Here is a 25,634-nt window from a genome sequence, read left to right on the forward strand (position 1 = left end):
CCGCGTGAGTGTGCGCCTGTACGACAGCCTGCGGCAGGCCGTCGTCGACTTAGAACCGCTCGAGCCCGGCCGTGTCGGAATGTACGTCTGCGGCCCCACCGTGCAGTCGGCCCCGCACCTCGGCCACGTGCGCAGTGCCCTCGTCTACGACCTCTGGCGGCGCTGGCTCGCCCATCGCGGTTTCGCCGTCACGTTCATCCGCAATGTGACCGACATCGACGACAAGATCCTCGCCAACGCGACCGCCGACGAGCCCTGGTACGCCGTCGCGTACCGCGTCGAGCTCGAGTTCGCGGCCGCGTACCGCGCGATCGGGATCCTGCCGCCGACCTACGAGCCGCGCGCCACCGCATCCATCGAGAACATGCACGCGATCATCGTCGCCCTCATCGAGCGCGGGCACGCCTACGCAGCCGACGACGGCTCGGGCGACGTGTACTTCGACGTGCGCAGCTGGCCCGCCTACGGCGAGCTCACGCGCCAGTCGCCCGACGACATGGAGGACGCCGGCGACGCGCCCACGCGCGCCAAGCGCGACCCGCGCGACTTCGCCCTCTGGAAGGGCGCGAAGGCCGACGAGCCGACGAGCGCGCACTGGGCCTCCCCCTGGGGCGCTGGCCGGCCCGGCTGGCACATCGAGTGCTCGGCCATGGCGCAGCGCTACCTCGGGCACGCGTTCGACGTCCACGGAGGCGGGCTCGACCTGCGGTTCCCGCACCACGAGAACGAGCTCGCGCAGTCGCGCGCGGCGGGCGACGGCTTCGCGCGGCACTGGGTGCACAACGGGCTCGTGACGGTCGGCGGGCAGAAGATGTCGAAGTCGCTCGGAAACTCGGTGTTCGCCGCCGACCTGCTCGCCTCGGCGCGGCCCGCCGTCGTGCGCTACTGGCTCGGCTCGGCCCACTACCGCTCGTCGATCGACTACACCGAGGGCTCGCTCGTCGAGTCGGAGGCCGCGCTCGAGCGCATCGAGACTTTTCTCTCCCGCGCCGCGAAGCGCCTCGACGGCACGCGGTTCGCCGAGCTGCCGGCCGAGGTGCCCGAGGCGTTCGCCGCGGCGATGGACGACGACCTCTCGACCCCGTCCGCGCTCGCCGCGCTGCACGAGACCGTGCGCTCGGGCAACGCCGCTCTCGACGCCGACGACGTGGCAGCGGCGGGTGCGGCGCGGGCCGCGGTGCTCGCCATGGTCGCCGTACTCGGGCTCGATTTCGAGGCGGCGGATGCTCGGGGCGGGGCCGATGCGACGCGCCGGGCCCTCGCATCCCTCGTCGATCGCCTCATCGTCGAACGCCGTTCCGCGCGCGATGCGCGAGACTGGAGCACTGCCGACCGCATCCGCGACGACCTCGCGGCGGCCGGCATCGTGGTGGAAGACACCCCCACGGGAACCGACTGGAGTATCGATGGCTAAGCCCGCACGCCCCGGAGCGAGCAAGAAGAAGAAGGGCCCGACCGTCGGTTCGGGCGGTCAGGGCAGGCAGGCGCTCGAAGGCCGCGGCCCGACCCCGAAGGCGGAGGACCGCTCCTGGCACGTCGCCGGCAAGCGCAAGGCCGCGCAGGAGCGCCTCGAGGCGGCGCGCTCGCGCACCGGGCGCGGCGGCTCCGGCGGCGGCAAGCCGACGGGCGGCAAGCCGTCGGGGGCGACCTCGACGAGCGGGGGCCCTCGATCGGCGAAGAAGTCGGGCGACGCGGAGGTGCTGAGCGGTCGCAACTCGGTGCTCGAGGCGCTGCGGGCGAAGATCCCCGCCTCGACCCTGTACCTCGCGGCGCGCGTCGAGATGGACGATCGCGTCAAGGAGGCCCTCGGCCTCGCCACGAAGCGCGGGATCCCCGTGCTCGAGATCATGCGTCCCGAGCTCGACCGGCTCACCGGGCCCGACTCGGTGCACCAGGGCATCGCCCTCACAGTGCCCGCCTACCAGTACGCGCACCCGCTCGATCTCGTCGAGGCCGCGACCAAGCGGGGGCAGGCGCCCCTCATCATGGCGCTCGACGGCGTGACCGACCCCCGCAATCTCGGGGCGATCATCCGCTCGACGGCCGCGTTCGGCGGGCACGGCGTCATCGTCCCTCAGCGCCGCTCGGTCGGCGTGACGGCGGCGGCGTGGAAGACCTCGGCCGGTGCCGCGGCGCGCACGCCCGTCGCGATGGCGCCGAACCTCACGCAGACGCTCAAGCAGCTCAAGAGCGAGGGGCTGTTCATCCTCGGCCTCGATGGCGACGGCGACGTGTCGCTGCCCGACCTCGAGCTCGCCGACCGGCCGATCGTCATCGTCGTCGGGAGCGAGGGCAAGGGCCTCTCGCGCCTCGTGACCGAGACGTGCGACGCGATCGTGTCGATCCCGATCACGGCGGCGACTGAGTCGCTCAACGCGGGGATCGCGGCGAGCGTGACGCTCTACGAGGTCGCGCGGAGGCGCTCGCTGCGCTGAGCGGTGCGTGCTCGGACGCGGGGCGACCTCCCCTCGACGGGGGCACCGTGTCACGCTACGCTCGAAAGTGTTCATTGATAGTGAACACCTTCGAGGGAGAATCATGGATCTCAGCGGCCTGCGCATCGCCGTCATCGGCACCGGTGCGAACGGTGCCTCCGTCGGCGCCGACCTCATCCGCGCCGGGCTCGACGTTACCTTCATCGAGCAGTGGCCCGCGCACGTCGAGGCCATGCGCGACCACGGCCTCACCGTGCACCTGCCCGATGAGACGCAGGTGACCGAGGTCCGGCCGTTCCACGTCTGCCAGGTCGCCGAGCTGCGCGAGCCGTTCGACATCGTGCTCTCGTCGGTCAAGACCTACGACACGCGCTGGACGGCCGAGCTCATCCGGCCGCTCATGCGCGAGACCTCCGTCTTCGTCGGCCTGCAGAACGGCATGACGATCGACGCGGTCGCCGAGATCCTCGGCCCGGAGCGCTCGATCGGGTGCGTGCTCGGCATCGCCGCGAACATGTACGAGCCGGGTGTCGTGGTGCGCGAGTTCGCCCCCGCCGACACGTGGTTCTCGGTCGGCACGTTGTCGGGCGAGCGCACCGAGCGGCTCGAGCAAGTCGCAGCCGTCCTCTCGCACGCCGCGCACGTCGAGATCGCCGACGACATCCGCTCGGCGAAGTGGATGAAGCTCATCGCCAACATCCCCGAGATGCTGCCGTCGGCGATCCTCGGCGTGCCTCTTCTCGAGGCGGCGCGCACGCCCGGCGTGCGACCCGTCATGGACGCCATGTCGCGCGAGGCCTACGCGCTCGCGATCGACCTCGGCATCACGATGATGCCGACCCTCGGCAAGACGGCCGACCAGGTGCCCGATTCGGACCAGTACGCGCTCGACCTGCTGGACACGATCCTCGAGAGCTTCTCGCGCCCGACCACCCGGGTCGCGGTGCTGCAGGACTGGGAGAAGGGGCGGCGCGCCGAGCTCGACGCGTTCAGCGGGTACATCGTCGAGCAGCGCGCGCGGCTAGGCGGGCGCGCGCCCGTCAACGAGGCCGTGTTGCGCATCGCGGAGCGCGTGGAGCGCGGGGAGCTGACGCCGTCTCCGGCGAACGTCGACCTCCTCGTCGGGGCCCTGGGCGCTTGACAGACTGCATGCGATCGCATTGACTTGTGTTCACCGTCGGTGAACGAGACCGCACCACGAGCACGTCCTGAGGAGTCGAAGATGACCACCCGCTACGTCGTCCGCACGTCGGAGGAAGCCGATTACCGCGACCCGGGCCCGCTGGCGCCGGACTCGAGCAGGTACACCCGCTGGTGCGCCGTCGGCTACGCGGACGGCGCGGTGCACACCGACTTCGGGATGTCCCGTCTCGAGCCCGGGGGGGTGGTCCCCACCCACCTCCACTCCTTCGAGGAGTCCTTCCACCTCGTCGAGGGCGAGGTCCTCCTCGTGACGCCCGAGGCGACCGTCCACCTCGTGGCCGGCGACTACGGCGTCATCCCGCTCGGAGTCCCGCACTCCTGGCACTCGGTCGGCGAGACCGCCGCCGTGTGGAGCGACATCTACTCGCCGCCGCCTCGCGTCGAGCACGGCTCTGACACGTACCGCGTCGCGGACATCGAGCCGACGACGCCCATCAAGGTCGACGCGCGCGACCCGCGCACGCGATCCTTCGGCGCGATCACCACCGAGCAGATGAACCCGGGCCGGCAGTCGCAGGAGCTCCTCGCCCAGTCGGCGAGCATGCGCACCGCGCTGCTCGTCTACAGCGGCATCTCGCTCAAGATGATGGTCGACAGCGACCTCGGCTCGGTGCTCCACACCATGTTCATGGTGCAGTACGAGCCCGACGGCGTCGCCGGCCCCCACGATCACCCGCTCGAGGAGGCGTACCTGATCATGGACGGCGAGGTCGACGCGACCTTCGATGGCCACGAGGTGCGCATGAAGCCGGGTGACATCGCCTGGGCCGGCGTCGGCTGCGTGCACTCGTTCAAGGCGGTCGGCGAGCCGGTGCGCTGGCTCGAGACCCAGTCGCCCCAGATGCCACCGCGCCACGCCTACCGCTTCGCGCGGGACTGGAACTACCTCACCGAGAAGCTCGGTGCCGAACAGCTCAAGGAGGAGCAGTGACCCAGAGAACCATCCTCGTCGTCGGCGGAACATCCGGCATCGGCCTCGAGATCGCCAGGGAGGTCGTCGCCCGCGGCGACCGCGTCATCCTGACCGGGCGCGACAAGGAGCGATCGGAGTCGATCGCCGCCTCGCTCGGGGAGGGTGCGAGCGGCCTCGCCGTCGATATCTCGGAGCCTGAGGCGATCGTCGAGAGCCTCAAGCCCGTCGAGGAGGTGCACGGCCTCGTCCTGGCCGCGATCGAGCGCGACGCGAACAGCGTCCGCGAGTACGACATCGCCCGCGCCCGCCGCCTCGTGACCCTCAAGCTCGTCGGGTACACCGAGACCGTGCACGCACTCCTCGACCGGCTGCCGGCGACCAACGACACGGGCATCGTGCTCTTCGGCGGCCGCGCGAAGGACGCTCCCTACCCGGGATCGACCACGGTCGCGACGATCAACGGCGGCGTCGAGGGCCTCACGCACTCGATGGCGCTCGAGCTCGCGCCGATGCGCGTCAACGGCCTGCACCCCGGCATCATCGGCGACAGCCCGTTCTGGGCCGACAAGCCGAGCGCGGTGCTCGAGGGCTACGAGTCGCGCACGCCGGGCGGCAAGCTCGCGACCATGGCCGACATCGTCGGCGCGACGATGTTCCTGCTCGACAACAAGGGCATCTCGGGGACGAGCCTCTACGTCGACCGGGGCTGGCGCCTCACCTAGTCGCGCGCGCCGCCCGCCGGACGTCCCGGCGGGCGCGCGCCCAGCATCCCTCGCCGGTCGGCGACGACGGCGAGGGATGCTGCCGCCAGGACGAGCGCGACGGCGAGGATCCCGACCGCGGTGTAGCCGCCGACCGCCACGAGCTGGGCGGCGACCGCCGTCGCGATCGCGCCCGCGAAGAAGGTCGCGCCCATGAAGACCGTGTTGGCCCGGCCGTTCTCGCTCGGGTCGACCGAGGCGAGCGCGGTCGCCTGCGTCGAGACTTGCTCGCTGTTCATGCCGACGGAGACGAGGAACAGCCCGAGGAGCAGGACGGGCAGGGAGCCGGGGGCGATCGTCACGAGGGTCACGCCGATCAGCGCGGCGCCCACGCACGTCGCGAGAGAGCGACGGGGCCCGACGATCGCGTGCACCGACGCAGCCGCGATCGTGGCGACGCCGCCGGCGAGGCCGGCGAGCCCGAGGAGGGCCGCCTGCGAGACCGAGAGGCCGAGAGCCTCTACCGCGTGGACGGTCGTCATCGACCACAGCGCGATGAACGCGGCGAACACGAGGACGTGGATGCCCGTCATGATGCGCAGCGTCGAGGATCGGGCGGCGACGCGGGGGATCGACGCGAGGATGCGGCCGTAGGCGGGCGGGTCGCTCGGCGCGTCGCGCGGTGAGAACCGCAGGCTCAGCGGGACGAGCGCGAGGACGAAGAGCGCGCACGCGACGAGGGCTCCGCGCCAGCCGATCGCGTCGGCCACGGCGCCGAGAGCTGTGCGGACGATGAACAGGCCGACGATGAACGAGCCGAGGAGCACGGCCGTCGTGCGGGCGCGCACTGCGGGAGGGGCGAGCCGCAGCGCGGAGGAGACGAGGATCTGGCCGATCGTGGCGGTTCCTCCCGCGATGAAGCACAGGGCCACGAAGAGCCAGAAGCTCGGCGCTAGCGCAGCCCCGGCGAGTGCGACGGCCGTCGCGACGAGCTGCGCGGTCACCTGCCGGCGCGCCGAGTAGCGGTCGCCGAGGGAGACGAGGAGGACGACGCCGAGGGCGTACCCTGCCTGGATCGCGATCGCGGCCGCGGCGGTGGCCGAGCCGCCGACGCCGAACTCGGCGGCCACGAGGGTCTGGATGGGCTGGGGGATGTAGATGACGGCCACACCCGTTGCCGCGATGACCGCCATGACCGACACGCGTCGGCCCCAGTCGCGCTCGTTGTCGCTCATCCGCGGATCCTTCCTGGAGATTCGGCCCGAACACTCGATTTATGCGGACGAATGGATCTAGTATTTCATTCAGGCTGTACATAGCCGTACACCATCAGTGAATTGCTCAACGAGGAGGAACTCATGACCGATGCCGTCGCGCCCCGCGCGGAGGACTTCGTTCCCGGTCGACCCGTCGTGTTCCGGAACGCCACGGTGATCACGGTCGATTCCGCCGGCGTTCTCGAGAACGCCGACGTGCTCGTCATCGATGACACCATCGCCGGAGTCGGGCACGACCTCGAGGTGCCGGCAGGCGCGCTCGAGATCGACGCCAAGGGCGGGATCGTCATGCCCGGCATGATCGACACCCACCGGCACATGTGGCAGACCGCGCTGCGCGGCTACGGTGGCGACTGGGCGCTCAGCCAGTACTTCGTCTTCTACTACCTCACGTGGGGTCACGTCTTCCGCGCGGAGGACATCGCCGCGGGCAACCAGCTCAGCGCGCTCGAGTCGATCGACGACGGCGTGACGACGACCGTCGACTGGTCGCACGCCCTGCGCACGCCCGACTACGCCGATGCCGCCGTGGAGGCTCTGAAGAGCATCCCTGGACGATTCGTGCTCGCGTACGGCAACTACCTCGGGGCTCCGTGGGAGTGGATGAACGAGCCCGGCTTCCGCACGTGGGTCGAGAACTTCAAGGCTGACGACATGATGGGCCTGCAGGTGGCCTTCGACGTCAACTCGGGGCCCGACTTCCACGAGAAGGCCGCCTTCGAGGCCGCCCGCGAGCTCGACCTGCGCGTCACGACACACGCAGGTGTCTGGGGCGTCAACGGCGACCCGAACATCGAGTACATGTACGACCACGGCTTCATGACCGACAAGGTCACGTACGTGCACGCGAGCTCGCTCGGCCCCGACAGCTATCACAAGATCGCGGCCACGGGCGGCACGATCTCGATCGCCACCGAGAGCGAGCAGAGCGCCGGTCAGGGCTACCCGTCGGCGTGGGTCGCCAAGAAGTACGGCATCACCGCCTCGCTCTCGATGGACACGAGCGTGTGGTGGAGCGCCGACTTCTTCTCGGTTATGCGCTCGACGCTCAGCTCGTTCCGCTCGCGCGACCACCTCGAGGCCCACAGCAAGGGCGAGACGGTCAACGTCAACCGCATGAAGGCGGAGGACGCCGTCTGGCAGGCCACGATGGGCGGCGCGCACACGCTCGGCATGGCGGACAAGATCGGGTCGATCACGGTCGGGAAGAAGGCCGACCTCGTTCTGCTCAAGAACGACGAGTCGCCCGTCATGACGCCGATCCTCAACCCGTACGCCCACGTCGTGTACCAGGTCGGCACGGCCGATGTGCACACGGTGGTCGTCAACGGCAAGGTCGTCAAGTACGAGGGTGCCCGCATCGGACTGCCGCTCAAGCCCGTCGCCGACCGCGTGGCGGCCTCGGTCGAGTACGTGCGCGGCGAGCTCGGCGAGGAGGCCTGGAAGGAGTGGATGAACCCCGCTCTGCCCGAGGACGAGCCGATCGCCAACCCGTACCAGTACCTGTCGGAGGACGACGGGCACAAGCACTAGGCAGCAACCGCGCCGTCGACGGCGGGCGGCCCATCGGGGCCGCCCGCCGTCCGCGCGCGCCGCCGGGCCTGCCGCCTGCCGCCCGGCCCGCGCCCTCTGCCCGGCGTGGCCGTGTTCGTTCGTTCGGAGTCGGGCGTCGGGAACGCGGCGTGTCGGGATGCTCGACCGGCGTGTCGTGGGCGCCGTCCGCACGACCGACAGGAGTGAGCGACAAGCGGGCGCACGCGGACGGCGCGCCGGCAGGGCGGCGCCCATGTCGAGCGGGCGGACCGGGCAGCCGTTCGGGCGATCCGCGGGCGGGCCAACGACAGCGGGCGGGGCGCGTCGCGCCCCGCCCGCTGTCCGTCGCCCCTCACCACAGGAGCAGGCGAGATCAGGTCCGTCGGAACTTCGACCAGGCGTCGAATCCGACCGCGACGAGGATGATCATGCCGAGCGCGATGCCCTGGAAGAGCGGGTCGATGCGCAGGAGGGTGAAGCCGTTGTAGAGCATCGCGATGAAGAGGATGCCCAGCACCGTGCGCCACACGGCGCCCTCGCCGCCGAGGATGGACGTGCCGCCGACCACGATCCCCGCGAGCACGGTGAACGTCAGGGTCGTGGCGATCGCGTCGTTCTCCGGCGCCGACGGCGTGCGGGCGAGGTCGATGACCCCGGCGAGCCCCGCAGCGGTGCCGGCGAGCGCGAAGGTCGTGATGCGCACGACGTTCACGCGGATGCCCGCGAGTCGCGCAGCCTCCGCGTTGCCGCCCGCCGCGTACACGTAGCGACCGAAAGTCGTCCTCCACAGGATGACGCCGAGGACGATGAGGACGACGAGGGCGATCCAGGTCGGCAGCGAGACGCCGAGCGGCTTCGTGAGCGCGAGCCACCGGAACTCGGGCACGTCGACGCGGATCTGGCCGATGCCCTCCTTGCCGAACTGCGACACGAGCTTCGTCGCCCCGAGGATGATGAAGCTCATCGCGAGCGTCGCGATCAGCGGGTTGATCTTCAGGTACGTGCTGATGACGCCGTTCAGCAGCCCGACGATGAGACCGGCGAGGATGCCCGCGATGATCCCGAGCGCCGCCCCCGTCTCCCCGCCCACGCGCACGATGATCGTGCCGCAGATGACCGCGGTGAACATGTACGTCGCCCCGATCGAGAGGTCGATGCCGCCGGCGATCAGGACGAGCGTCGCCGCCGCCGCGACGATGAGGATGCCCGACTGGCGGTCGAGCACGTTGCCGATGTTCTGCGCCGAGAAGAACGCGGGGCTGCCGATCGTCAGCGCGATGAACACCGCGAGGAACGGAACGACGATCGCGAGCGATCGCCAGGGGATGCGCCGCATCGAGGGGCGCCCGCCGAAGGGGGCGGCGGCCCGCGGCTTCTCGAGGGTGTCGTTGCTCATGAGCTCACTCGCTCCCGTTCATGATCGGATCCGCGAAGGCCGCGGTGATGATGTTCTCCTCGGTCATGGCCCGGCCGGCGAACTCGCCGACGATCGTGCCGCCTCGAACGACGAGCACGCGGTGGGCGAGACCGATGACCTCCTCGACGTCGGAGGAGATGACGAGCACGCCGATGCCGTTCGCCGCCTGTTCGACGATGAGGTCGTAGATGGCGCGCCGGCTGCCGACGTCGACGCCGCGCGTCGGCTCGTCGGCGATGAGGAGCTTGCGCGAGCGCTGCAGGGCGCGGCCGAACAGCACCTTCTGCTGGTTGCCGCCCGACAGCGCCGAGACGTTCCGACGGTCGTCGCCCGCGACGGTGACGCGGTCGAGGAGGCTGCGCGAGGCGCGGCGCTCGACGCCCGCGGAGACCCACCCGCCCGTCGCGATCTGCCCCATGTTGGAGAGCGTCACGTTGTCGCGGATAGGCCGCCCGAGCACGAGGCCCTGCTCCTTGCGCGACTCCGGGATGAGGAAGATGCCGCTCTTCAGCGCCCCGGGTATCGACCCCGAGGTCTCGACCCCCTCGATCTCAACGGTGCCAGCGGCGATCGCGACCGAGCCGAAGATCGCGTGAGCGATCTCGCTGCGGCCCGCGCCGACGAGCCCGGCCAGTCCGACGATCTCGCCCGCTCGGACGTCGAAGGAGACCCCGTAGACGCCGGGCGCCACGAGATCGGTGACCCTGAGCACGACCTCGCCCTGCGACACGACGTCGGGCTTGTCGGGGAAGACGGAGCCGAGCGAGCGGCCGAGCATCCCCTCGATGAGTGACGAGTCCGTCTCCTCGGAGGCCGGGGCCGTCCTGATCAGGCGTCCGTCGCGCAGGATCGTGATCGTGTCGGCGAGGTCGAGCACCTCGCTCAGGAAGTGCGAGATGAGCACGACCGTGCGGCCCGACGCGGCGAGCTGCCGCACGACGCCGTGCAGGAGGACGGTGTCGTGCGCCGAGAGCGCCGCCGTCGGCTCGTCCATGATGATGAGGGATGCCCCGCGCGCGAGGGCGCGCATGATCTCGACCTTCTGCTGGTCGGCCGTGCGCATCCCCCCGACGGTCGCGTCAGGGTCGAGCTCGAAGCCCGTGCTCTCGGCGATCGCGAGGTAGTCCCTGCGGAGCTTGCGCCGGTTGATGAAGCCGAGCGTGCGCGGCTCGCGGCCGAGGAACACGTTCTCGGCGACGGTGAGCTCGGGCACGAGCGCGAGCTCCTGCGCGATCGTCGCGATGCCGCGGTCGAGCGCCTCCCGCGGCGAGGAGAAGCTCGCCTCCTCGCCGTCGATGAGCAGTCGACCCGACTCGATCGTGTACACGCCCGAGATGATCTTGCTCAGCGTCGACTTCCCCGCGCCGTTCTCGCCGACGAGCGCATGGACCGAGCCGGGTTCGAGACGAAGGTCGATGCCGGTGAGAACGGGAACGCCGCCGAATGACTTGCCGGCACCCCGCAGCTCGACGAGGAGCTGCGGGGCGACGGCGGCTGCCGTGTGGGGCATGGACTATCCGGCCCACTCGCCGGTGAACTCGTCCGCGTTCTCCTGCGTGATGACGCCGCCACCGGGGAGGTCGGCGAACGGATCCACGTCGCCCTGGTCGACGCCGTTGCGCAGCGCGTCGACCATGGCCTCCATGCCCAGGCGGCCTTCGGTCGCGGGCACCTGCAGGACGTTGGCGTAGACGAGGCCCTCGGAGACGCGCTCCTGCGACCAGACCGATCCGCCGTATCCGACCATCAGGTAGTCGCTGAGGGCGGAGCCCGCTGACTCGATCGCCTGGACGGCGCCCTGCAGGCCCTGGTCGGACGTCGCGATGAGGTCGATGTCCGGGTTGGCTGTGAGGATGTCGCTCACCGCGGTCTGCGCGGCGGCCGGGTTGTAGAAGGTCTCGCCCTCGGCGACGATCGTCACCGGGGAGCCCTCGATGACCGCGGTGAAGGCGTCGTAGAGCGCGATGCCGATGGCCGAAGCCTTGACGTCGTGGAGGAAGGCGACGTTGCACGGGTCGAGATCCTGCGTGGCGCACGCGTCGACGACCTGCTCGCCGAGCTTCGTGCCGAGGTCGGAGGGCACGAACACGACGTTGGCGGCGAGACCCTCGAGCTGCGTCTCACCCGTGGTGAAGTCGTCGCCGAGGATCTGGTCGATGTTGACGACCGTGATACCGGCGTCGATCGCCTGCTGCACGACGTCGACGAGGGCGGGGCCGAAGACCGGCTGCGTGATCATGCCGTCGTACTGCCCGGAGGCGATGACGTCCTGGATGAGCGTGACCTGGAGGTTGGGGTCGAGGTTGCCATCGAAGACGGTGATCTCGATGTTGTTCTCGGCCGCGACGCGCTCGATCTCCGCGAGCATCGGCTCGTCGTAGGTGTTGGCGACGGCGAACGAGATGAAGGCGACCTGGAGGGTCTCCTCGGCGGGGACGTCGCCGTCGGCGACGGGTGCGAGCTCGGCGCTCGCGCACGCCGCGAGGGCGAGAGCGGCGACGGCGGTGATGCCGACCGACAGGAGTCGGCGGAACCGCGCCGGCTGTGCATTCCTCATGTGATTTCTCCTTTGAAATCGATGCAGGGGGAGCGACGATCGACGGCGATCGTCGGGCGGTGTATTCAGCCGCACTGTACATCTTCATGCGTTCACATGGAAAGAGTTTGGCCAAACTGAATTCTGAAGCGTACTCCGACCGATCTGTTGAGCTTTTGTGAACATGAAGACGGCGGCGGCCCGAAGGCCTCCGCCGCACTTCTCCGCCGCGGACTGAGCGCCCGCGCGGAAGCGTTCACCCCTTCGGGTACTGCCAGATCTCGAGCTGGATGCCGTCGGGGTCGCGGAGGTACGCCCACTGCGAACCGGCGAGATCGCCCTCGGTGAGCGTCACAGGAGGACCGTTGAACACCGCGCCGCGCTCGATGAGGTCGGCGTAGGCGGCGTCCATGTCATCGACCTCGAGGCAGATGTGGGCCGAGCCGACGTCGCCGTTCGTGCGATCCCAGTCGCGGCCCTCCGGCTGGTGGTACTCGAGGAGCTCGACGTTGACGTTCCCGATCCGGATCATCGAGAACGACAGCTCGGCACCCGGTACCTGCACGCCGCGCTCGAGCTCGGGGCCCGAGCCGTGGTTGACGGGGCCCGGCTGCACCCCGAACATGCGGGTGTACCACTCGAACGACCGCCGCATGTCGCGGACGGTGATGCCGACGTGATGCACGCCGGTGACGCTGAACCCCATGGCCACTCCTCGGTCTCGGTGCCTCGACGCGCGTAGGGCGCGGATGTCCGCTGCCGCCGTCGGCAATGTACCCAGACTCAACACCACCAGCCGCCTGCTCGGCAAGGGCCCAGAGCGCTATGCAGTCCCACCGGGTCGCGGAATTTCGCACATTCGTCGCTCCGGAAGCCGCTCGCCGCCGGACGCGCGGAGGCAGGTCTGCCGGATAGGTGTTCACTTGATTTGGATGGCGCGGGTGAGTAAGTTCACCTATAGTGAACACGAGCGGGCAGGGCCCGCGACACCCGGAACGGACGCAAAGGAGCTTCCACATGGCGGGACGACTGCAGGGGCGCACGGTCATCGTGACCGGGGGTGCCTCCGGCATCGGCGCCGCCCTCTGCGAAGGGTTCGCCGCGGAGGGTGCGAACATCGTCATCGCCGATCTCAATCTCGAACCCGCTCAGGCTCTCGCCGCGACGATCGCCTCGGCGGGCGGTAGCGCTCTCGCCGTCCGCGTCGACGTGACCGATCGCGCGCAGGTCGCCGCAGGCATCGCGGAGGCCGTCGCTCGCTTCGGCCGCCTCGACGCATTCTTCAGCAACGCGGGGATGAACTCGCCCATGAAGTACCTCGATGTCACCGAGTCGAACTTCGACCTGATCATGAAGGTCAACGTCCTCGGCGTTCTCATCGGCGCTCAGGAGGCGGCGAAGCAGTTCATCGCCCAGGGCGGCGGCGGCAAGATCGTGAACACGGCATCCATCGCCGGTCGCACCGGATTCTCGAGCTTCGCGCCGTACAGCGCGGCGAAGGCCGCCGTCATCTCACTCACCCAGTCGGGGGCGCGGGCGCTCGCCGAGCACGGCATCACCGTCAACGGCTTCGCTCCCGGGGTCGTCGAGACCCCGCTCTGGACGAAGCTCGACCGCGAGCTCGACGAGATCGGCGAGGGCCAGAACGGCTTCGACTCGATGTCGAGCAGCATCCTCCTCGGCCGCCCGGCGCAGCCCGCCGACATCGTGCCGACCGGCGTCTTCCTTGCCGGCTCCGACTCCGACTACATCACCGGACAGATCATCCCCATCGAGGGTGGGATGATCCTCGTCTGATCGACGAGGGCATCCCCACTCCATCGTAGAGAGAGCGACCACCATGAAGAGCACGGGAACCACGGGCACGAACGCCGTCGACTGGGAGGCGCGCGTCGACTTCGACCGCCTGCGCACCGAGCGGCTCATGCGGCTCAAGGCGCAGCTCGACAAGTCCGACGTCGGCGCGGTCCTGGCCTTCGACTTCTCGAACATCCGCTACATGTCGGCGACCCACATCGGCACGTGGGCGATGGACAAGCTCATCCGGTTCTCGCTGCTGACGCGCAAGACCGACCCCATCGTGTGGGACTTCGGGTCGGCGGCGAAGCACCACTCGCTCTACAACCCGTGGCTCGACCAGACCCACTCGGAGGCCGACGCCGACCCGCACGCCCCGCACCACGGCGCGACGCGGCCGCGGCTGGAGTCCGGCTCGCGCGCCGGCATCTCGACCCTCCGAGGCGCCTTCCCTCCCGACGCGGGCATCGCCGAGGAGGTCGCGCGCAAGGTCAAGCGCGAGCTGGAGAAGTTCGGCCTCGCGAACGAGCCGCTCGGCGTCGACGTGATCGAGCTGCCCATCCTGTTCGCGCTGCAGAAGGAGGGCATCCAGGTCGTCGACGGCCAGCAGATCTTCCTGGAGGCGCGCCGCATCAAGACCCACGACGAGATCCGCCTGCTGACGACGGCGGCGTCGATGGTGGATGCCGCCTACGAGAACCTCTACGAGTTCCTCCGGCCCGGCGTGCGCGAGAACGAGACCGTCGGCCTCGTCGCGAAGACCCTCTACGATCTCGGCTCCGAATACGTCGAGGGTGTCAACGCGATCTCCGGCGAGCGCTGCTCGCCGCACCCGCACGTGTTCAGCGACCGGCTGATCCGCCCGGGCGACCCCGCCTTCTTCGACATCCTGCACAGCTACAACGGCTACCGCACCTGCTACTACCGCACCTTTGCGGTGGGCTCGGCGAGCCAGGCGCAGAAGGATGCCTACACCCGGGCCCGCGAGTACATGGATCGCGCCATCGCCCTCGTGAAGCCCGGCGCGACGACGGCCGATGTGGTCGCGGTCTGGCCGAAGGCGGAGGAATTCGGGTTCCCGAACGAGGAGGCAGCCTTCGCGCTCCAGTACGGCCACGGCGTGGGCCTGTCGATCTGGGAGAAGCCGATCTTCTCGCGCCTGACCTCATTCGACCACCCGGAGGTGCTGCAGGAGGGCATGGTCTTCGCTCTCGAGACGTACTGGCCGGCGGCCGACGGCTGGGGGGCCGCGCGCATCGAGGAGGAGGTCGTCGTCACCGCGACCGGGTGCGAGGTCATCACGAAGTTCCCGGCGGAGGAGCTTCTCGTCGCGGGCAAGCGCTACTACTCGGTCGGCGGCGAGCTCAGCACTCTGCGCGACTCCCAGTCGCACCTCAACACGGTCGACGGCCGCGGCGGGAAGTGACCCGCGAGCGTTCCGCGCTCGTCAGCACGTATCCTCGACTCGACGGGATGGAAGCGATCATGAGCACGTCACGAGAGGGTCAATGATGCAGTTCGACGTGGGCGCCGAGCTGCGCAGAGTCCGCGAATCCCGACAGCTCAGCCTCCGGGCTGTCGCATCCGCCGTCGGCGTGTCGGCGAGCATGCTCTCGCAGGTCGAGACGGGGAAGACCCAGCCCTCGGTGAGCACCCTCTACGCGCTCGTCAACTACCTCGGAATCTCCCTCGACGCCCTCATGGGGCATCGGCCGCCCGGTCCGCCGCCCCTCGGGCTCGGCGCCTCCACGGCGCCCTCGGACCAGTCAGGCAGTCGCCGCAGCGACTCCGTCGTCCAGCGGCGGGAGGACAATCCCGTGATCGAGATGGAGAACGGCGTCACGTGGGAGCGCCTGGCGGTCGGCGAGTCGGCGATCGCCGACCCGCTCATCGTGACGTACGAGCCGTCGGGCTCGTCCTCGATCGAGGGCAAGATGATGCGGCATGCGGCACTCGAGTACGGCGTCCTGCTCGAGGGCCGGCTCACCCTGCGCATCGAGTTCGAACGCTACGAGCTCGAGCCCGGCGACTCCTTCTGCTTCGAGGCCATCCGCCCCCACATGTACCTCAACGAGGGCGACACGCCCGCGCGCGGCATCTGGTTCGTGATCGCGCGCAGGGAGGCCGGCGGTGAGTCGCTCGAGGACTTCGGCCATGAGCACGACACGGGGTCATCCCCGGCCGTTGCGAAGGCCCCGGCATCGGCCGTCGATGTCCTTCAGATCATGCGCGGCCTCCAGGCCGAGCGCTGACCGCTCCGCCCCTGCCGCTCCGCAGCGCTCAGTGCGCCGCGAGGAGCGCTGCGAGCTGATCGTCCGTCGGGGCGTACGCGCCGACCGACGTGCGGATGTCGGCGAGGACGCGAAGCTGCTCGAGCGAGACCGACGCGTCGGCGACGCATCCGAACTCCGTCGACTGCAGCAGGGCGACGTAGGCGGGGGTGGCGAGCGCAGGTGCGGATGCCCCGAGCAGTTCGGAGACTCGTGCAGCGGGGGCCGAGGAGATGAAATCCGTCGCCTCCTGCCAGAGCGCGAGCAGGCCATCGACGCCCTCCGTGTCGCGATCGGCCATCGTCACGAGCACCGTGCCGAGGTAGTCGTCGCTCACGTCGACCGAGGCGAGCCAGCGCGTCAGACCGGACTCCTCGGCTCTGACGGCCGTCTCGGCGTTGAGGATCGTGCCGACGACCGTGCCGTCGAGCACCGCGCCGAGCCGCTTCGGTGTGGCGCCAATGGCCTCGAAAGCCATCGTGGTCGCATCGAGTCCGGCATCGCGGAGCATGCGGAGGAGCAGCAGCGCGAAGCCTGAGTTCATGACGTCGACACCGAGCGGGCGCCCCTCGAGCTCGGTGAGGGCGCGGATGCCCGGGTCGGTGTACAGCGCGAGCCCGAGTCCGCGGTCGATGGGGCGCAGGAACCGGACGGGCAGCTGCTCGCCGAGCGGATTGCGGTCCGTGGTCGCGTAGAGGATGACGTTGTCGGGGCTCGTGATCGCCACATCCATCTCGCCGTCGCGGAGCGAGGCGAACTGCGCGGGCGACGACGGCACGCGCTGCGTGGTCCAGCTCACACCGAACCGCTCGTCGAGGCCCAGTACGGCGGCCACGGCGAGCACGGGCGACTCGCTGAACTGTCCGATCCGGAGCGTGATCGAACTCGAGGTGTGCGTCATCGTCGTCTCCTTGCAATCGTTCGCAGTGTACGCGACTTGCCGCGTCTGACATCCGCCGCCCGCGCTACGGGCGCACTCTCGTGGGTGTCATCCGCGCAGTCCGAGCGGGCCTCGCGGTAGACGGCGGTGCCGTGACCGAATCGTTACCCGGCGTCGTTGTCCCATCGAATGCCGCGGCTTACGTTGGCCTACAACCGATTGCATCGGGGCGCAGGAACAGACGCTGATTTCGCCAATGGAGGCAGAACATGCAAGTCCGAGACTATTTGTTGAGGCGACTGGCCCTGCTGCCGCTGATCATGCTCGGCGTGAGCATCGTCGTGTTCACCCTCACGCGATTCACGGGCTCTCCGGTCGGCATCTATGCGAGCCCCAACATGACGCCCGACCAGGTCGCCGCTCTCGAGGCGCGCTACCTGCTCGACGAGCCCATCCCCGTGCAGTACATCGCCTGGCTGGGTGGGCTGTTCCGCGGGGACTTCGGCTGGTCCGGCGTCTCCGTCGCTCCCGTGACCGATGTCATCTGGGTGAAGATCGCGGCCACGCTCGAGCTCGCGCTCGCCGCCGGTGCCATCGCGATCTTCGTCGGGATCGCGATCGGCACGATTGCCGGCGTCCGGCAGAACAAGTGGCCCGACCATAGCGCGCGACTGTTCTCCATCCTGGGGGCCAGCACGCCGACGTTCTGGTTCGGTCTTCTCCTGCTCGTCCCGTTCTACCTCTGGCTCAACTGGTTCCCGCTCGGCCGCGCGACTCCGGACATCTACGACTCGGTCACCCACCTGACCGGGATGTACACGCTCGATGCGCTGCTGAACGCCAACCCAGTGGCGTTCGTCGACGCGCTGCGGCACATCGTGCTCCCAGCTACCGTTCTCGCCTTCGGCGCCATGGCCACGATCGTGCGCATGATGCGCTCCTCCATGGTGGAGACGATGTCGGAGGAGTACGTCGACGCCGCCCGCGCCAAGGGGCTGCCGGAGAGCGTCGTCGTCAAGCGCCACGCGCGCCGGAACGCGCTCGTGCCCACCTCGACCGTGATCGGGCTGAGCTTCGGCTTCCTGCTGCAGGGAGCGGTCGCGGTCGAACTCATCTTCCGCTGGCCCGGCCTCGGCCAATGGGTCTCCAGCGCGATCCTCGCCGGCGACCAGGCGACGATCATGGCCTACGTCCTCGTCACGGCCTTCATCTTCATGACCGTCAACCTGGCGGTCGATGTCGCCTACGCCTACCTCGACAGAAGGGTGGTGCTCGGAGGATGACCGCCCTCGCCAGCCCACGGATCTCACTTCCCACCGACCCCAATCATCGCACCGCCGCCGGTGTGCGGTGGGAGCGTCGGCTCCAGCTCGCGCGCGAGGTGCTCCGCAATCCGCTCACGGTGTTCGGTCTCGTCATCATCGGCTTCTTCCTCCTGATGGCGGCAGCCGCACCGCTGCTGACCGAGCAAAATCAGCCGGATGCCTACCAGGCCCCGCGCGACTGGTCGAACATCGACGTCCCGCCCGGCACCGACGGACACGTCCTCGGCACCGACTCGACGGGCGGCGATGTGCTCTACGGCATCATCTGGGGCTCGCGGCTGTCGCTCCAGCTCTCGTTCACCGTCGTGTTCACCACCCTCGTCATCGGGACGATCGTCGGGAGCATCGCAGCGATGCGCGGCGGCCGCGTGGACAACGTCCTCATGCGGATCGTGGACATCTTCCTCGCGATCCCCGAGCTCATCTTCGCTCTCGCCATCGCCGCTGTGCTCGGCCCGTCGTTCGAGAACATCATCCTCGCGCTGGCGTCCGTCTTCTGGGTCAAGTACGCCCGCATCGTGCGCGGCGAGATCATCCGGGTGAAGCAGTCGGAGTACGTCGCAGCAGCCCGCGTCGTCGGTGACTCGACCTGGAACATCTACCGCAAGGACGTCCTGCCCAACTCGCTCACCCCGCTCATGGTGCAGGCGACCCTCGACATGGGAAACGTCGTCCTCATCGGCGCGACGCTCAGCTACCTCGGCCTCGCCCAGGCGGGCCTCACCGAATGGGGCGCGATGGTGAGCGCGGGGCAGTCGGGCCTGCTCGCCGGAGAGTGGTGGGTCTCCACCTTCGCCGGCCTCGCGATCGTCCTGTGGGCTCTCGCGTTCAACCTCGTCGGAGACGGTCTCCGCGACGTCCTCGACCCGAAGATGGAGGGCCGCTGACGTGGCTGACAGCACACTGCTCACGGTCGAGGACCTCAGCGTCCACTTCTCGACCTCGAGGGGGACGGCGCACGCCGTCGACCGGGTCTCGTTCTCCATCGAGAAGGGGGAGACGCTCGCTCTCGTCGGCGAGACCGGCTGCGGAAAGAGCGTCACGGCACGGTCCATCCTCAAGCTCGTGCCGGAGCCTCCCGGCCGATACGCCTCGGGGTCGATCCGGCTCGCCAATCCGGACGGTTCGTCGACGGACATGCTCGCAGCGCCCATGCGGGAGGTGCGCGCCATCCGCGGCGAGCGGATCTCGATGATCTTCCAGGACCCGGGGAAGGCCCTCAACCCGGCGCTGACGATCGGTCGCCAGCTCGCCGAGGTCTTCGGCGAGCACCGACTCGGCATGATCCTCGAGCGGGCGGGTCTCGACCCGGACAAAGCCCGGCCGACAGCGCGGCGGATCGCGCAGCAGCGCGCGGGCGCGACGCGTCGACGCGTCTACTCGCTCACGAACCGCGTCACGTCGCGCGCCCTCCAGCGCTCGATCGACGAAGCGGTCATGGCGGCGCTCGCCGACACGGGCATCCCCAACACCCGCAAGATCATGGCCAGCTACCCCCATGAGCTCTCGGGGGGGATGAAGCAGCGCGTGATGATCGCCCAGGCGCTCGCATGCGACCCTGACCTCCTGGTGGCGGATGAGCCGACGACCGCTCTCGACGTCACGATCCAGGCCAGGATCCTCGAGCTCATCCACGAGATGCAGCAACGACGAGGAACGGCGATCCTGTACATCACTCACGACCTCTCGATCGTGCGGCAGTTCGCGGACCGGGTCGCCGTCATGTATGCGGGACGGATCGTCGAGTCCGGTCGTGCCATCGACGTCCTCACCGCGCCGCAGCATCCGTACACGCAGGGCCTGCTCGCCGCGATCCCGCGCCCCGGCACCCCGCGCGGGCAGCTCGAGGCGATCCCGGGATCCGTTCCTCAGCTCATCGACCCGCCGGCGCAATGCCACTTCGCGAGTCGGTGCAAGTGGGCCGCTCCTGCGTGCTCCGCCGCCGTGCCGCGCCTGCTCGCCGTGCGCCCGATGCACGAGACCGCGTGCTTCCGATACGAGTCGGCCGAATCGGTCGGCATGCCGCAAGAGGACATGCCCGCGCGCATCCATCACGAAGGGGCAACCGCCGAATGAACCAGCACCAGCCCACGATCATCCGGGATCGCACTCCTGTGAGTGATGCCGTCCTGACCCTCCATGACGTGAAAGTGCACTACCCGGTCAAGGAAGGTCTACTGCAGAGCGTCACGGGGCACGTGCGCGCGGTCGACGGCGTGGATCTCACGATCGGACGCGGTCAGACGCTCGGCCTCGTCGGCGAGTCCGGCTGCGGGAAGACCACTCTTGGTCGCGTGATCGCCGGTCTCGTCGAGCCGACCGGCGGCGACCTCTGGGTCAATCTCACCGCCGAGCAACAGCGCGACGTCGACCGACTCCGGGCCGTCGAGCCCGCAAGCATGACGGCGGCCGACAGGGCGGCGTGGCAGTCGCTGCAGACGGGCCACCGGCTCGGGTCGATGTCAAGGGAGAACCAGAGGGCGTACCGACGCAACTGCCAGGTCGTCTTCCAGGACTCCTTCGCCTCCCTCAACCCTCGTCAGCTCGTGAGGGACATCGTCGGTCGTCCGCTGAGAGTGCATCAGGGGCTCTCGGGAGACAGGCTCAACGCGAAGGTTGGCGAGCTGCTCGACATGGTGGGCCTCGGCTCCCAGCACATGTACCGCTACCCGCACCAGTTCTCCGGCGGGCAGCGGCAGCGCATCTCGATCGCCCGCGCGCTCGCACTCAACCCCGAGTTCGTCGTGCTCGACGAGCCGACGAGCGCGCTCGACGTGTCCGTCCAGGCCCAGATCCTGAACCTCCTGGTCGACCTCCAGGGGGAGCTCGGGCTCACCTATCTCTTCATCACCCACGACCTCGGCGTGGTCCAGCACCTCTCGACAACGATCGCCGTCATGTACCTCGGGCAGATCGCCGAGTACGGACCGACGGATCTCGTCTTCAACGATCCGCTCCACCCGTACACGCGCATCCTCCGCGACTCGAACCCGAGCCTCGATGGCGAGAACGACGCGACCGAGTGGGAGCTGACCGGCTCCGTGCCCAACCCCATCTCGCCGCCGCACGGGTGCCGGCTGCACCCGCGATGCCCCGTGGCGAGAGCGGAGTGCGGCTGGTCGGTGGACGACGTGCTGACGGACATCGAGGACCGTGCGCCGCTCCTCTTCGAGACAATCTCGCGCGTCGAGCGCCAGGACGACTTCACGGCGGACGTCACGTTCGACACCGAGGTCTCGGCACGGGCGTTCGCCGATCGCCTGCAGGCATCGCGCGCGCACGACGCGGTGGACCGGCCGCTCGAGATCGCGGACGCCACGGTGAGCGTCAGCTTCCGCGAGGTGCCCGACGCGACTCTGCAGCAGCTTCGCGAAGGCCGTCTCACATCCTGCACGCGCACGCAGAACCTGGGTGCGCTCCCGCCGATCCACGAAACCCGTCGATAACAGTGAAGGTGACCACCATGATCACGACTCCCAGCGGCACGCCGAGCGCTCCTCGCGCCCGGCGCCGCATCATCCCCGCGGTCGCGGGGGCGGCCGCACTGACCCTGCTCGTCTCCGCCTGCGGCGGAGCGACTCAGACCGGCACGAACTCCGGCGACGAGCTGCGGAACGCCGGCGTCATCGTCCACCACCAGAACGGCGAGCCGCGAAGCCTCGACCCCGCGCGCACCGAGCAGGGCGAGAAAGGCGAGGCCTTCATCGACAACGTCTACGAGCGACTCGTCGACGTCGGCCCGGACGGCCCCGATCTGATCCCGTCGCTCGCGACCGAGGTCCCCACGGTGGAGAACGGGCTCGTCACCGAGGACCGACTCACCTACACGTTCCCCCTCCGCGAGGGGGTCGTCTTCCATGACGGCACCGAGTTCACCGCCGACGACGTCGTCTACTCGTGGGAGCGCGTCATGACGATGAACCTGCCCGAGGGGCAGGCGTCCGTGCTGGTCGACTCGGTGGAGTCCCTGCGGGCGGTCGACGAATTCACGTTCGAGGTGACGATCCAGGAGCCGGACGCCTCCTTCCTCTACTCGGTCGTGCTCAACACGGTCGCTTCGGTCGTCAGCCCCGACGCCGTGGAGTCCAACGGCGGCGTCGAGGCCGACGCTCCGAACGAGTGGATGGACGCCAACATGGTCGGGACGGGCCCCTACCGCTTCGGCGAGTGGAACCGGGGCCAGTCGCTCACGATGGTCATCAACGAGGACTACTGGGGCGAGCCGGCCAAGGCCGAGGTGCGGTGGGACATCACGCCGGAGGAGAGCTCGCGCGTCATCGCTCTCCAGGCGGGCGACGCGGACATCATCGACATCTCGCCCTCCAACGTCGACGACCTGGACGGCGTCGACGGAGTCTCGATCTCGGCGGAGGGGCTACTTCTCGAGCCCATCCACCTCGGGTTCAACATGCGCGCTGACGAGCTCCCATCGGGAGACACCATCCCATCGGACTTCTTCGCCGACAAGCGCATCCGACAGGCCTTCAGCCACGCCTTCGACTACGAGACGTACATCGCCTCTTTCCTCGACGGCTACGGAGCCCGCTACAGCGCCTACATCCCGCAGGGTGTGTTCGGCTACGACGAGACCGCCCCGGTGTACGAGTACGACCTCGAGCGCGCGGCGGAGCTCATGGAGGAGACCACGTATTGGGATGAGGGATTCACAGTCTCCGTGCTTGTGCAGGCCGGCGAGCCGGAGTTCGAGGGCGTCGCGCTCCTCATGAAGGACGGCATCGAGAAGGTAAACCCCAACTTTCGGGTCAACGTCGTCAACCAGGCAGAGACGCAGTTCGACGACAACCTCGGCGAGGACCCCGTTCCCTACGCGCTCTGGGTGAAGAACGCCGATCCCGGCGCCGACCCTCATCAGTTCTTCGACCCCTACCAGCACCCAGACGGGGATTGGGGAGCCAAGCACGGGATGCGCGACGCATACGAGGATCCGGACCTCATCGCCGAGCTCATCGACGCGGGGAAGTCGACGGTCGACCCGGACGAGCGCGCGGAGATCTACGCCGAGCTGCAGCGGATCCTGCACGATGACCCGATGTGGGTCTACGCCGCTCAGGAGGGCCTCGCGTACCCCTACCGGTCGTGGCTTGACGGGTTCACCGTGAACCCGCTCTGGCGCGGACCGCACTATGAGTACTACTCGAAGCCGACCGGCTGACCCGGTCTGGCACGCAGCAGGGGCGCGGCCACGCGGGGAGAGATCCTCACGGCGTGGCCGCGCCGCCGCGAACCACGACGCCGACGCTACGGTAGCGGGGGAAAGCGGGTGTGATGTGTCCAAGCGAGTGACGATCGACGATGTGGCCAGGCTCGCCAAGGTGCACAAGGCCACGGTCTCCCGGGCGCTCAACGAGCAGACCGCGGATATGGTGCACGGCGCGACGGCCGAACGGGTGAGGCAGGCCGCCCGCGAGCTGGGCTACGTGCCGAACGCCATGGCCCGCGCGCTGCGGGTGAACGTCTCCATGACGATCGGGATCGTGGTCCCCGACCTCATGAACCCGATCTTCCCGCCCATCGTCCGGGGCATCGAGAGAGTGCTGCAGCCGCGCGGGTACACCGTTCTCGTCGCCAACACCGACGGGCATGCCGATGTCGAGGCGGCCGCGATCGAGTCCCTCACGCGGCGCCGGGTCGACGGATTCATCCTCGCGACGGGGCGGCTCGACGACGAGCAGAGCCTCGCGGCCGCGCACGCCGACGGGATCCACGTCGTCATGGTGAACCGGGAGGCGGCCGCGGGTGCGCCGTACCCGTCCGTCAGCGGCGACAACACAGCGGGTGTGGCGCTGTCGCTCGACCACCTGCTCGAGCTCGGTCACACGCGCCTGCTGTACCTTGCGGGGCCTCAGAACTACTCGACGACGCGGAGCCGGGCGATCGCCTTCCAGTCGCTCGTGCGCGGTCGCAACGGTCTGACCACCTCCGTGGTCGAGGTCGGCGAGCTGACGGCGGAGGCAGGCAGTGCGGCGATGGATCGCGTGCTGTCCTCGCCCGGGCCCCTCCCCACCGCCGTCCTGGCGGGCAACGACCTCGTCGCACTCGGCGTGCTCCGCTCGGTCCGGCGGCACGGCCTGCGCTGCCCGGAGGACATCTCGGTCGTGGGCTTCAACGACATGACCTTCGCCGAGGACTTCTGCCCCCCGCTCACGACCGTGCACCTCCCGCTCGTGGACATCGGTGCCGAAGCCGCGAGGATCCTGCTCGCCGGCATCGAGGATGGCGAGCCCCGACGCTCGACGGTCGAGCTCCCCGTCTCGCTGGTCGTCCGGAAGTCCACCGGCCCCGCCCCACGGTCGCACGTCGGCAGCCTCGAGCAGGGCGCCGCGGAATGATCAGCGCCGGCGGGTGACTTCGGCGACAGCCGACCAATCGAGCTCGGCGAGCGAGGGGTCCGCGAGCGCAGTCGTGAAGCGCTCGCGCAGCACGGGCGCGCTCGGGAGCTCGATGCCGAACTCGGCCGCGAGTGCCTCGGCGAGCCCGAGGTCTTTGAGCCCGAGGGGCATCCCGAATCCGGGCGGGCTGTAACGGCGCTCGGCGATCATTCCGCCGTACCCGGAGTAGATCGCGCCAGGGAAGAGCGTGCTCGTCATGAGCTCGATCAGGTCGGCCGCGTCGACGCCGTGCGCCTCCACGAGCGTGATCGACTCGGCCATCGCCTGCAGTGCGTGGAGGATGGTGAAGTTCATCGCGATCTTGACCGCGTTCGCCTGGCGCGGCTCGTCGCCGAACCTCCAGCGCCGCACGCTGCACAAGGCGAGGAGCGGCTCGACCAGCTCGACGGCCGAGTCCGGCCCGGCGACGAGGATGTTGAGCTTCCCCTCCGCGGCGACGGCGGGTCTGCCGAGCACGGGCGAGGCGACGTACTCGACGCCCGCCGCCCTGGCGACTCCCTCCAGGCGCTCGGCGGCGCTCGTGCTGATCGAGGCCATATTGACGTGGATGCGCCCTGCGCCGCCCGCGCCGAGGTTGTCCGCGCTGAGCACGGTCTCAGCCGCGGCATCGTCCGCCAGCATCGAGAACGAGATGTCCGCGGAGAGCGCCTCCGCGGGTGTCGCGGCGAGAATCGCGCCAGCAGCGACGAGCTGCTCGGCCGCGGCGCTCGAGCGATTCCAGACGGTCACGGGATGACCGGACGCCATGAGTCTCGTCGCGATCGCCGATCCCATGCTGCCGAGACCCAGAAACCCCACTGTGATGCTCATGTCTCTCCCTCTGCGCCATCGTCGCGCTTTCGTGGGGTGCGAAGAATCCGCGGGAGCGGGCGTGCTCCGCGTCTCTGACCCGTACCAATTAAACCTTGCTGAACAACGTGCGCGGTGGAATCTGCTG

The 25,634-nt window shown here is 69.3% G+C and carries 22 protein-coding genes; 15 read left to right on the top strand and 7 right to left on the bottom strand.

The window, feature by feature from the left end; all coding sequences use genetic code 11:
* The first annotated feature begins 4 nt into the window (after nt 1-4).
* The 5 genes from cysS (at nt 5) to FHX53_RS09130 (ending at nt 5,273) form a co-directional block, all read left to right on the top strand.
* Entirely contained in the window at nt 5-1,414 is a 1,410-nt protein-coding gene (gene cysS / locus FHX53_RS09110) for a cysteine--tRNA ligase (protein ID WP_182491033.1), read from the top strand.
* On the top strand, nt 1,407-2,435 hold the full coding sequence (gene rlmB, locus FHX53_RS09115) for a 23S rRNA (guanosine(2251)-2'-O)-methyltransferase RlmB (protein ID WP_182491034.1): 1,029 nt from the start codon (nt 1,407-1,409) through the stop codon (nt 2,433-2,435). Before cysS ends, rlmB begins: the two co-directional genes overlap by 8 nt.
* A gap of 103 nt (nt 2,436-2,538) precedes the next feature.
* Entirely contained in the window at nt 2,539-3,576 is a 1,038-nt protein-coding gene (locus tag FHX53_RS09120) for a ketopantoate reductase family protein (RefSeq protein WP_182491035.1), read from the top strand.
* 81 nt (nt 3,577-3,657) lie between these two features.
* Nucleotides 3,658-4,569, top strand: a complete 912-nt coding sequence (locus FHX53_RS09125; protein WP_182491036.1) for a cupin domain-containing protein — start codon at nt 3,658-3,660, stop codon at nt 4,567-4,569.
* On the top strand, nt 4,566-5,273 hold the full coding sequence (locus FHX53_RS09130; RefSeq protein ID WP_182491037.1) for an SDR family oxidoreductase: 708 nt from the start codon (nt 4,566-4,568) through the stop codon (nt 5,271-5,273). Before FHX53_RS09125 ends, FHX53_RS09130 begins: the two co-directional genes overlap by 4 nt.
* Here FHX53_RS09130 and FHX53_RS09135 read toward each other — a convergent pair.
* Nucleotides 5,270-6,487, bottom strand: a complete 1,218-nt coding sequence (locus FHX53_RS09135) for an MFS transporter (protein WP_182491038.1) — start codon at nt 6,485-6,487, stop codon at nt 5,270-5,272. The genes FHX53_RS09130 and FHX53_RS09135 overlap by 4 nt on opposite strands.
* A gap of 123 nt (nt 6,488-6,610) precedes the next feature.
* Between FHX53_RS09135 and FHX53_RS09140 the strand changes: the two genes are divergently transcribed.
* Entirely contained in the window at nt 6,611-8,062 is a 1,452-nt protein-coding gene (locus tag FHX53_RS09140) for an amidohydrolase family protein (protein WP_182491039.1), read from the top strand.
* A 373-nt stretch (nt 8,063-8,435) separates the two neighbouring features.
* Here the strand turns inward: FHX53_RS09140 and FHX53_RS09145 are convergent, their stop codons facing one another.
* The 4 genes from FHX53_RS09145 to FHX53_RS09160 form a co-directional block, all read right to left on the bottom strand.
* Nucleotides 8,436-9,458 (bottom strand): ABC transporter permease, encoded by a 1,023-nt coding sequence (locus FHX53_RS09145; RefSeq protein WP_182491040.1) that lies wholly within the window; start codon nt 9,456-9,458, stop codon nt 8,436-8,438.
* A 4-nt stretch (nt 9,459-9,462) separates the two neighbouring features.
* Nucleotides 9,463-10,989: a sugar ABC transporter ATP-binding protein gene (locus FHX53_RS09150; protein ID WP_182491041.1), complete on the bottom strand. Its 1,527-nt coding sequence runs from the start codon at nt 10,987-10,989 to the stop codon at nt 9,463-9,465.
* 3 nt (nt 10,990-10,992) lie between these two features.
* Nucleotides 10,993-12,036, bottom strand: a complete 1,044-nt coding sequence (locus FHX53_RS09155; protein WP_182491042.1) for a sugar ABC transporter substrate-binding protein — start codon at nt 12,034-12,036, stop codon at nt 10,993-10,995.
* 235 nt (nt 12,037-12,271) lie between these two features.
* The gene (locus tag FHX53_RS09160; protein ID WP_182491043.1) at nt 12,272-12,721 is read right to left on the bottom strand and encodes a VOC family protein; all 450 of its coding nucleotides are present in this window, start codon (nt 12,719-12,721) and stop codon (nt 12,272-12,274) included.
* Between the two features lie 311 nt (nt 12,722-13,032).
* Between FHX53_RS09160 and FHX53_RS09165 the strand changes: the two genes are divergently transcribed.
* The 3 genes from FHX53_RS09165 (at nt 13,033) to FHX53_RS09175 (ending at nt 16,064) form a co-directional block, all read left to right on the top strand.
* Nucleotides 13,033-13,812 (top strand): SDR family NAD(P)-dependent oxidoreductase, encoded by a 780-nt coding sequence (locus tag FHX53_RS09165; protein ID WP_182491044.1) that lies wholly within the window; start codon nt 13,033-13,035, stop codon nt 13,810-13,812.
* 43 nt (nt 13,813-13,855) lie between these two features.
* Nucleotides 13,856-15,238: a M24 family metallopeptidase gene (locus tag FHX53_RS09170; protein ID WP_182491045.1), complete on the top strand. Its 1,383-nt coding sequence runs from the start codon at nt 13,856-13,858 to the stop codon at nt 15,236-15,238.
* 82 nt (nt 15,239-15,320) lie between these two features.
* The gene (locus tag FHX53_RS09175; protein WP_182491046.1) at nt 15,321-16,064 is read left to right on the top strand and encodes a helix-turn-helix domain-containing protein; all 744 of its coding nucleotides are present in this window, start codon (nt 15,321-15,323) and stop codon (nt 16,062-16,064) included.
* Between the two features lie 28 nt (nt 16,065-16,092).
* Here FHX53_RS09175 and FHX53_RS09180 read toward each other — a convergent pair whose 3' ends face one another.
* Nucleotides 16,093-16,983, bottom strand: a complete 891-nt coding sequence (locus tag FHX53_RS09180) for an ABC transporter substrate-binding protein (protein WP_182491047.1) — start codon at nt 16,981-16,983, stop codon at nt 16,093-16,095.
* Between the two features lie 248 nt (nt 16,984-17,231).
* Between FHX53_RS09180 and FHX53_RS09185 the strand changes: the two genes are divergently transcribed.
* From FHX53_RS09185 to FHX53_RS09210, 6 genes are all read left to right on the top strand, one after another.
* Nucleotides 17,232-18,245, top strand: a complete 1,014-nt coding sequence (locus FHX53_RS09185; RefSeq protein ID WP_182491048.1) for an ABC transporter permease — start codon at nt 17,232-17,234, stop codon at nt 18,243-18,245.
* Nucleotides 18,242-19,174 (top strand): ABC transporter permease, encoded by a 933-nt coding sequence (locus FHX53_RS09190; protein ID WP_182491049.1) that lies wholly within the window; start codon nt 18,242-18,244, stop codon nt 19,172-19,174. Before FHX53_RS09185 ends, FHX53_RS09190 begins: the two co-directional genes overlap by 4 nt.
* A 1-nt stretch (nt 19,175) precedes the next feature.
* Nucleotides 19,176-20,363, top strand: coding sequence for an oligopeptide/dipeptide ABC transporter ATP-binding protein (locus tag FHX53_RS09195; protein WP_182491050.1), 1,188 nt, complete (start codon nt 19,176-19,178; stop codon nt 20,361-20,363).
* Nucleotides 20,360-21,733, top strand: coding sequence for an ABC transporter ATP-binding protein (locus FHX53_RS09200; protein ID WP_182491051.1), 1,374 nt, complete (start codon nt 20,360-20,362; stop codon nt 21,731-21,733). Before FHX53_RS09195 ends, FHX53_RS09200 begins: the two co-directional genes overlap by 4 nt.
* A 17-nt stretch (nt 21,734-21,750) precedes the next feature.
* Nucleotides 21,751-23,460: an ABC transporter substrate-binding protein gene (locus tag FHX53_RS09205; RefSeq protein WP_182491052.1), complete on the top strand. Its 1,710-nt coding sequence runs from the start codon at nt 21,751-21,753 to the stop codon at nt 23,458-23,460.
* 115 nt (nt 23,461-23,575) lie between these two features.
* Complete coding sequence (locus FHX53_RS09210; RefSeq protein WP_182491053.1) at nt 23,576-24,637, top strand: substrate-binding domain-containing protein; 1,062 nt, start codon at nt 23,576-23,578, stop codon at nt 24,635-24,637.
* On the opposite strand, the gene FHX53_RS09215 is transcribed toward FHX53_RS09210, so the two are convergent.
* Entirely contained in the window at nt 24,638-25,507 is an 870-nt protein-coding gene (locus FHX53_RS09215) for an NAD(P)-dependent oxidoreductase (RefSeq protein WP_220476339.1), read from the bottom strand.
* Nucleotides 25,508-25,634: the final 127 nt, after the last annotated feature.

This window comes from Microcella alkalica (assembly GCF_014137945.1).
Lineage (GTDB): Bacteria > Actinomycetota > Actinomycetes > Actinomycetales > Microbacteriaceae > Microcella > Microcella alkalica.

Coding starts and splice junctions, on each gene's coding strand:
- FHX53_RS09150 (WP_182491041.1), bottom strand. CDS start 10,989: ATGCCCCACACGGCAGCCGCCGTCGCCCCGCAGCTCCTCGTCGAGCTG.
- FHX53_RS09155 (WP_182491042.1), bottom strand. CDS start 12,036: ATGAGGAATGCACAGCCGGCGCGGTTCCGCCGACTCCTGTCGGTCGGC.
- FHX53_RS09185 (WP_182491048.1), top strand. CDS start 17,232: ATGCAAGTCCGAGACTATTTGTTGAGGCGACTGGCCCTGCTGCCGCTG.
- FHX53_RS09190 (WP_182491049.1), top strand. CDS start 18,242: ATGACCGCCCTCGCCAGCCCACGGATCTCACTTCCCACCGACCCCAAT.
- rlmB (WP_182491034.1), top strand. CDS start 1,407: ATGGCTAAGCCCGCACGCCCCGGAGCGAGCAAGAAGAAGAAGGGCCCG.
- FHX53_RS09170 (WP_182491045.1), top strand. CDS start 13,856: ATGAAGAGCACGGGAACCACGGGCACGAACGCCGTCGACTGGGAGGCG.
- FHX53_RS09145 (WP_182491040.1), bottom strand. CDS start 9,458: ATGAGCAACGACACCCTCGAGAAGCCGCGGGCCGCCGCCCCCTTCGGC.
- FHX53_RS09120 (WP_182491035.1), top strand. CDS start 2,539: ATGGATCTCAGCGGCCTGCGCATCGCCGTCATCGGCACCGGTGCGAAC.
- FHX53_RS09140 (WP_182491039.1), top strand. CDS start 6,611: ATGACCGATGCCGTCGCGCCCCGCGCGGAGGACTTCGTTCCCGGTCGA.
- FHX53_RS09165 (WP_182491044.1), top strand. CDS start 13,033: ATGGCGGGACGACTGCAGGGGCGCACGGTCATCGTGACCGGGGGTGCC.
- FHX53_RS09200 (WP_182491051.1), top strand. CDS start 20,360: ATGAACCAGCACCAGCCCACGATCATCCGGGATCGCACTCCTGTGAGT.
- FHX53_RS09180 (WP_182491047.1), bottom strand. CDS start 16,983: ATGACGCACACCTCGAGTTCGATCACGCTCCGGATCGGACAGTTCAGC.
- FHX53_RS09215 (WP_220476339.1), bottom strand. CDS start 25,507: ATGAGCATCACAGTGGGGTTTCTGGGTCTCGGCAGCATGGGATCGGCG.
- FHX53_RS09135 (WP_182491038.1), bottom strand. CDS start 6,487: ATGAGCGACAACGAGCGCGACTGGGGCCGACGCGTGTCGGTCATGGCG.
- FHX53_RS09160 (WP_182491043.1), bottom strand. CDS start 12,721: ATGGGGTTCAGCGTCACCGGCGTGCATCACGTCGGCATCACCGTCCGC.
- FHX53_RS09125 (WP_182491036.1), top strand. CDS start 3,658: ATGACCACCCGCTACGTCGTCCGCACGTCGGAGGAAGCCGATTACCGC.
- FHX53_RS09175 (WP_182491046.1), top strand. CDS start 15,321: ATGATGCAGTTCGACGTGGGCGCCGAGCTGCGCAGAGTCCGCGAATCC.
- FHX53_RS09205 (WP_182491052.1), top strand. CDS start 21,751: ATGATCACGACTCCCAGCGGCACGCCGAGCGCTCCTCGCGCCCGGCGC.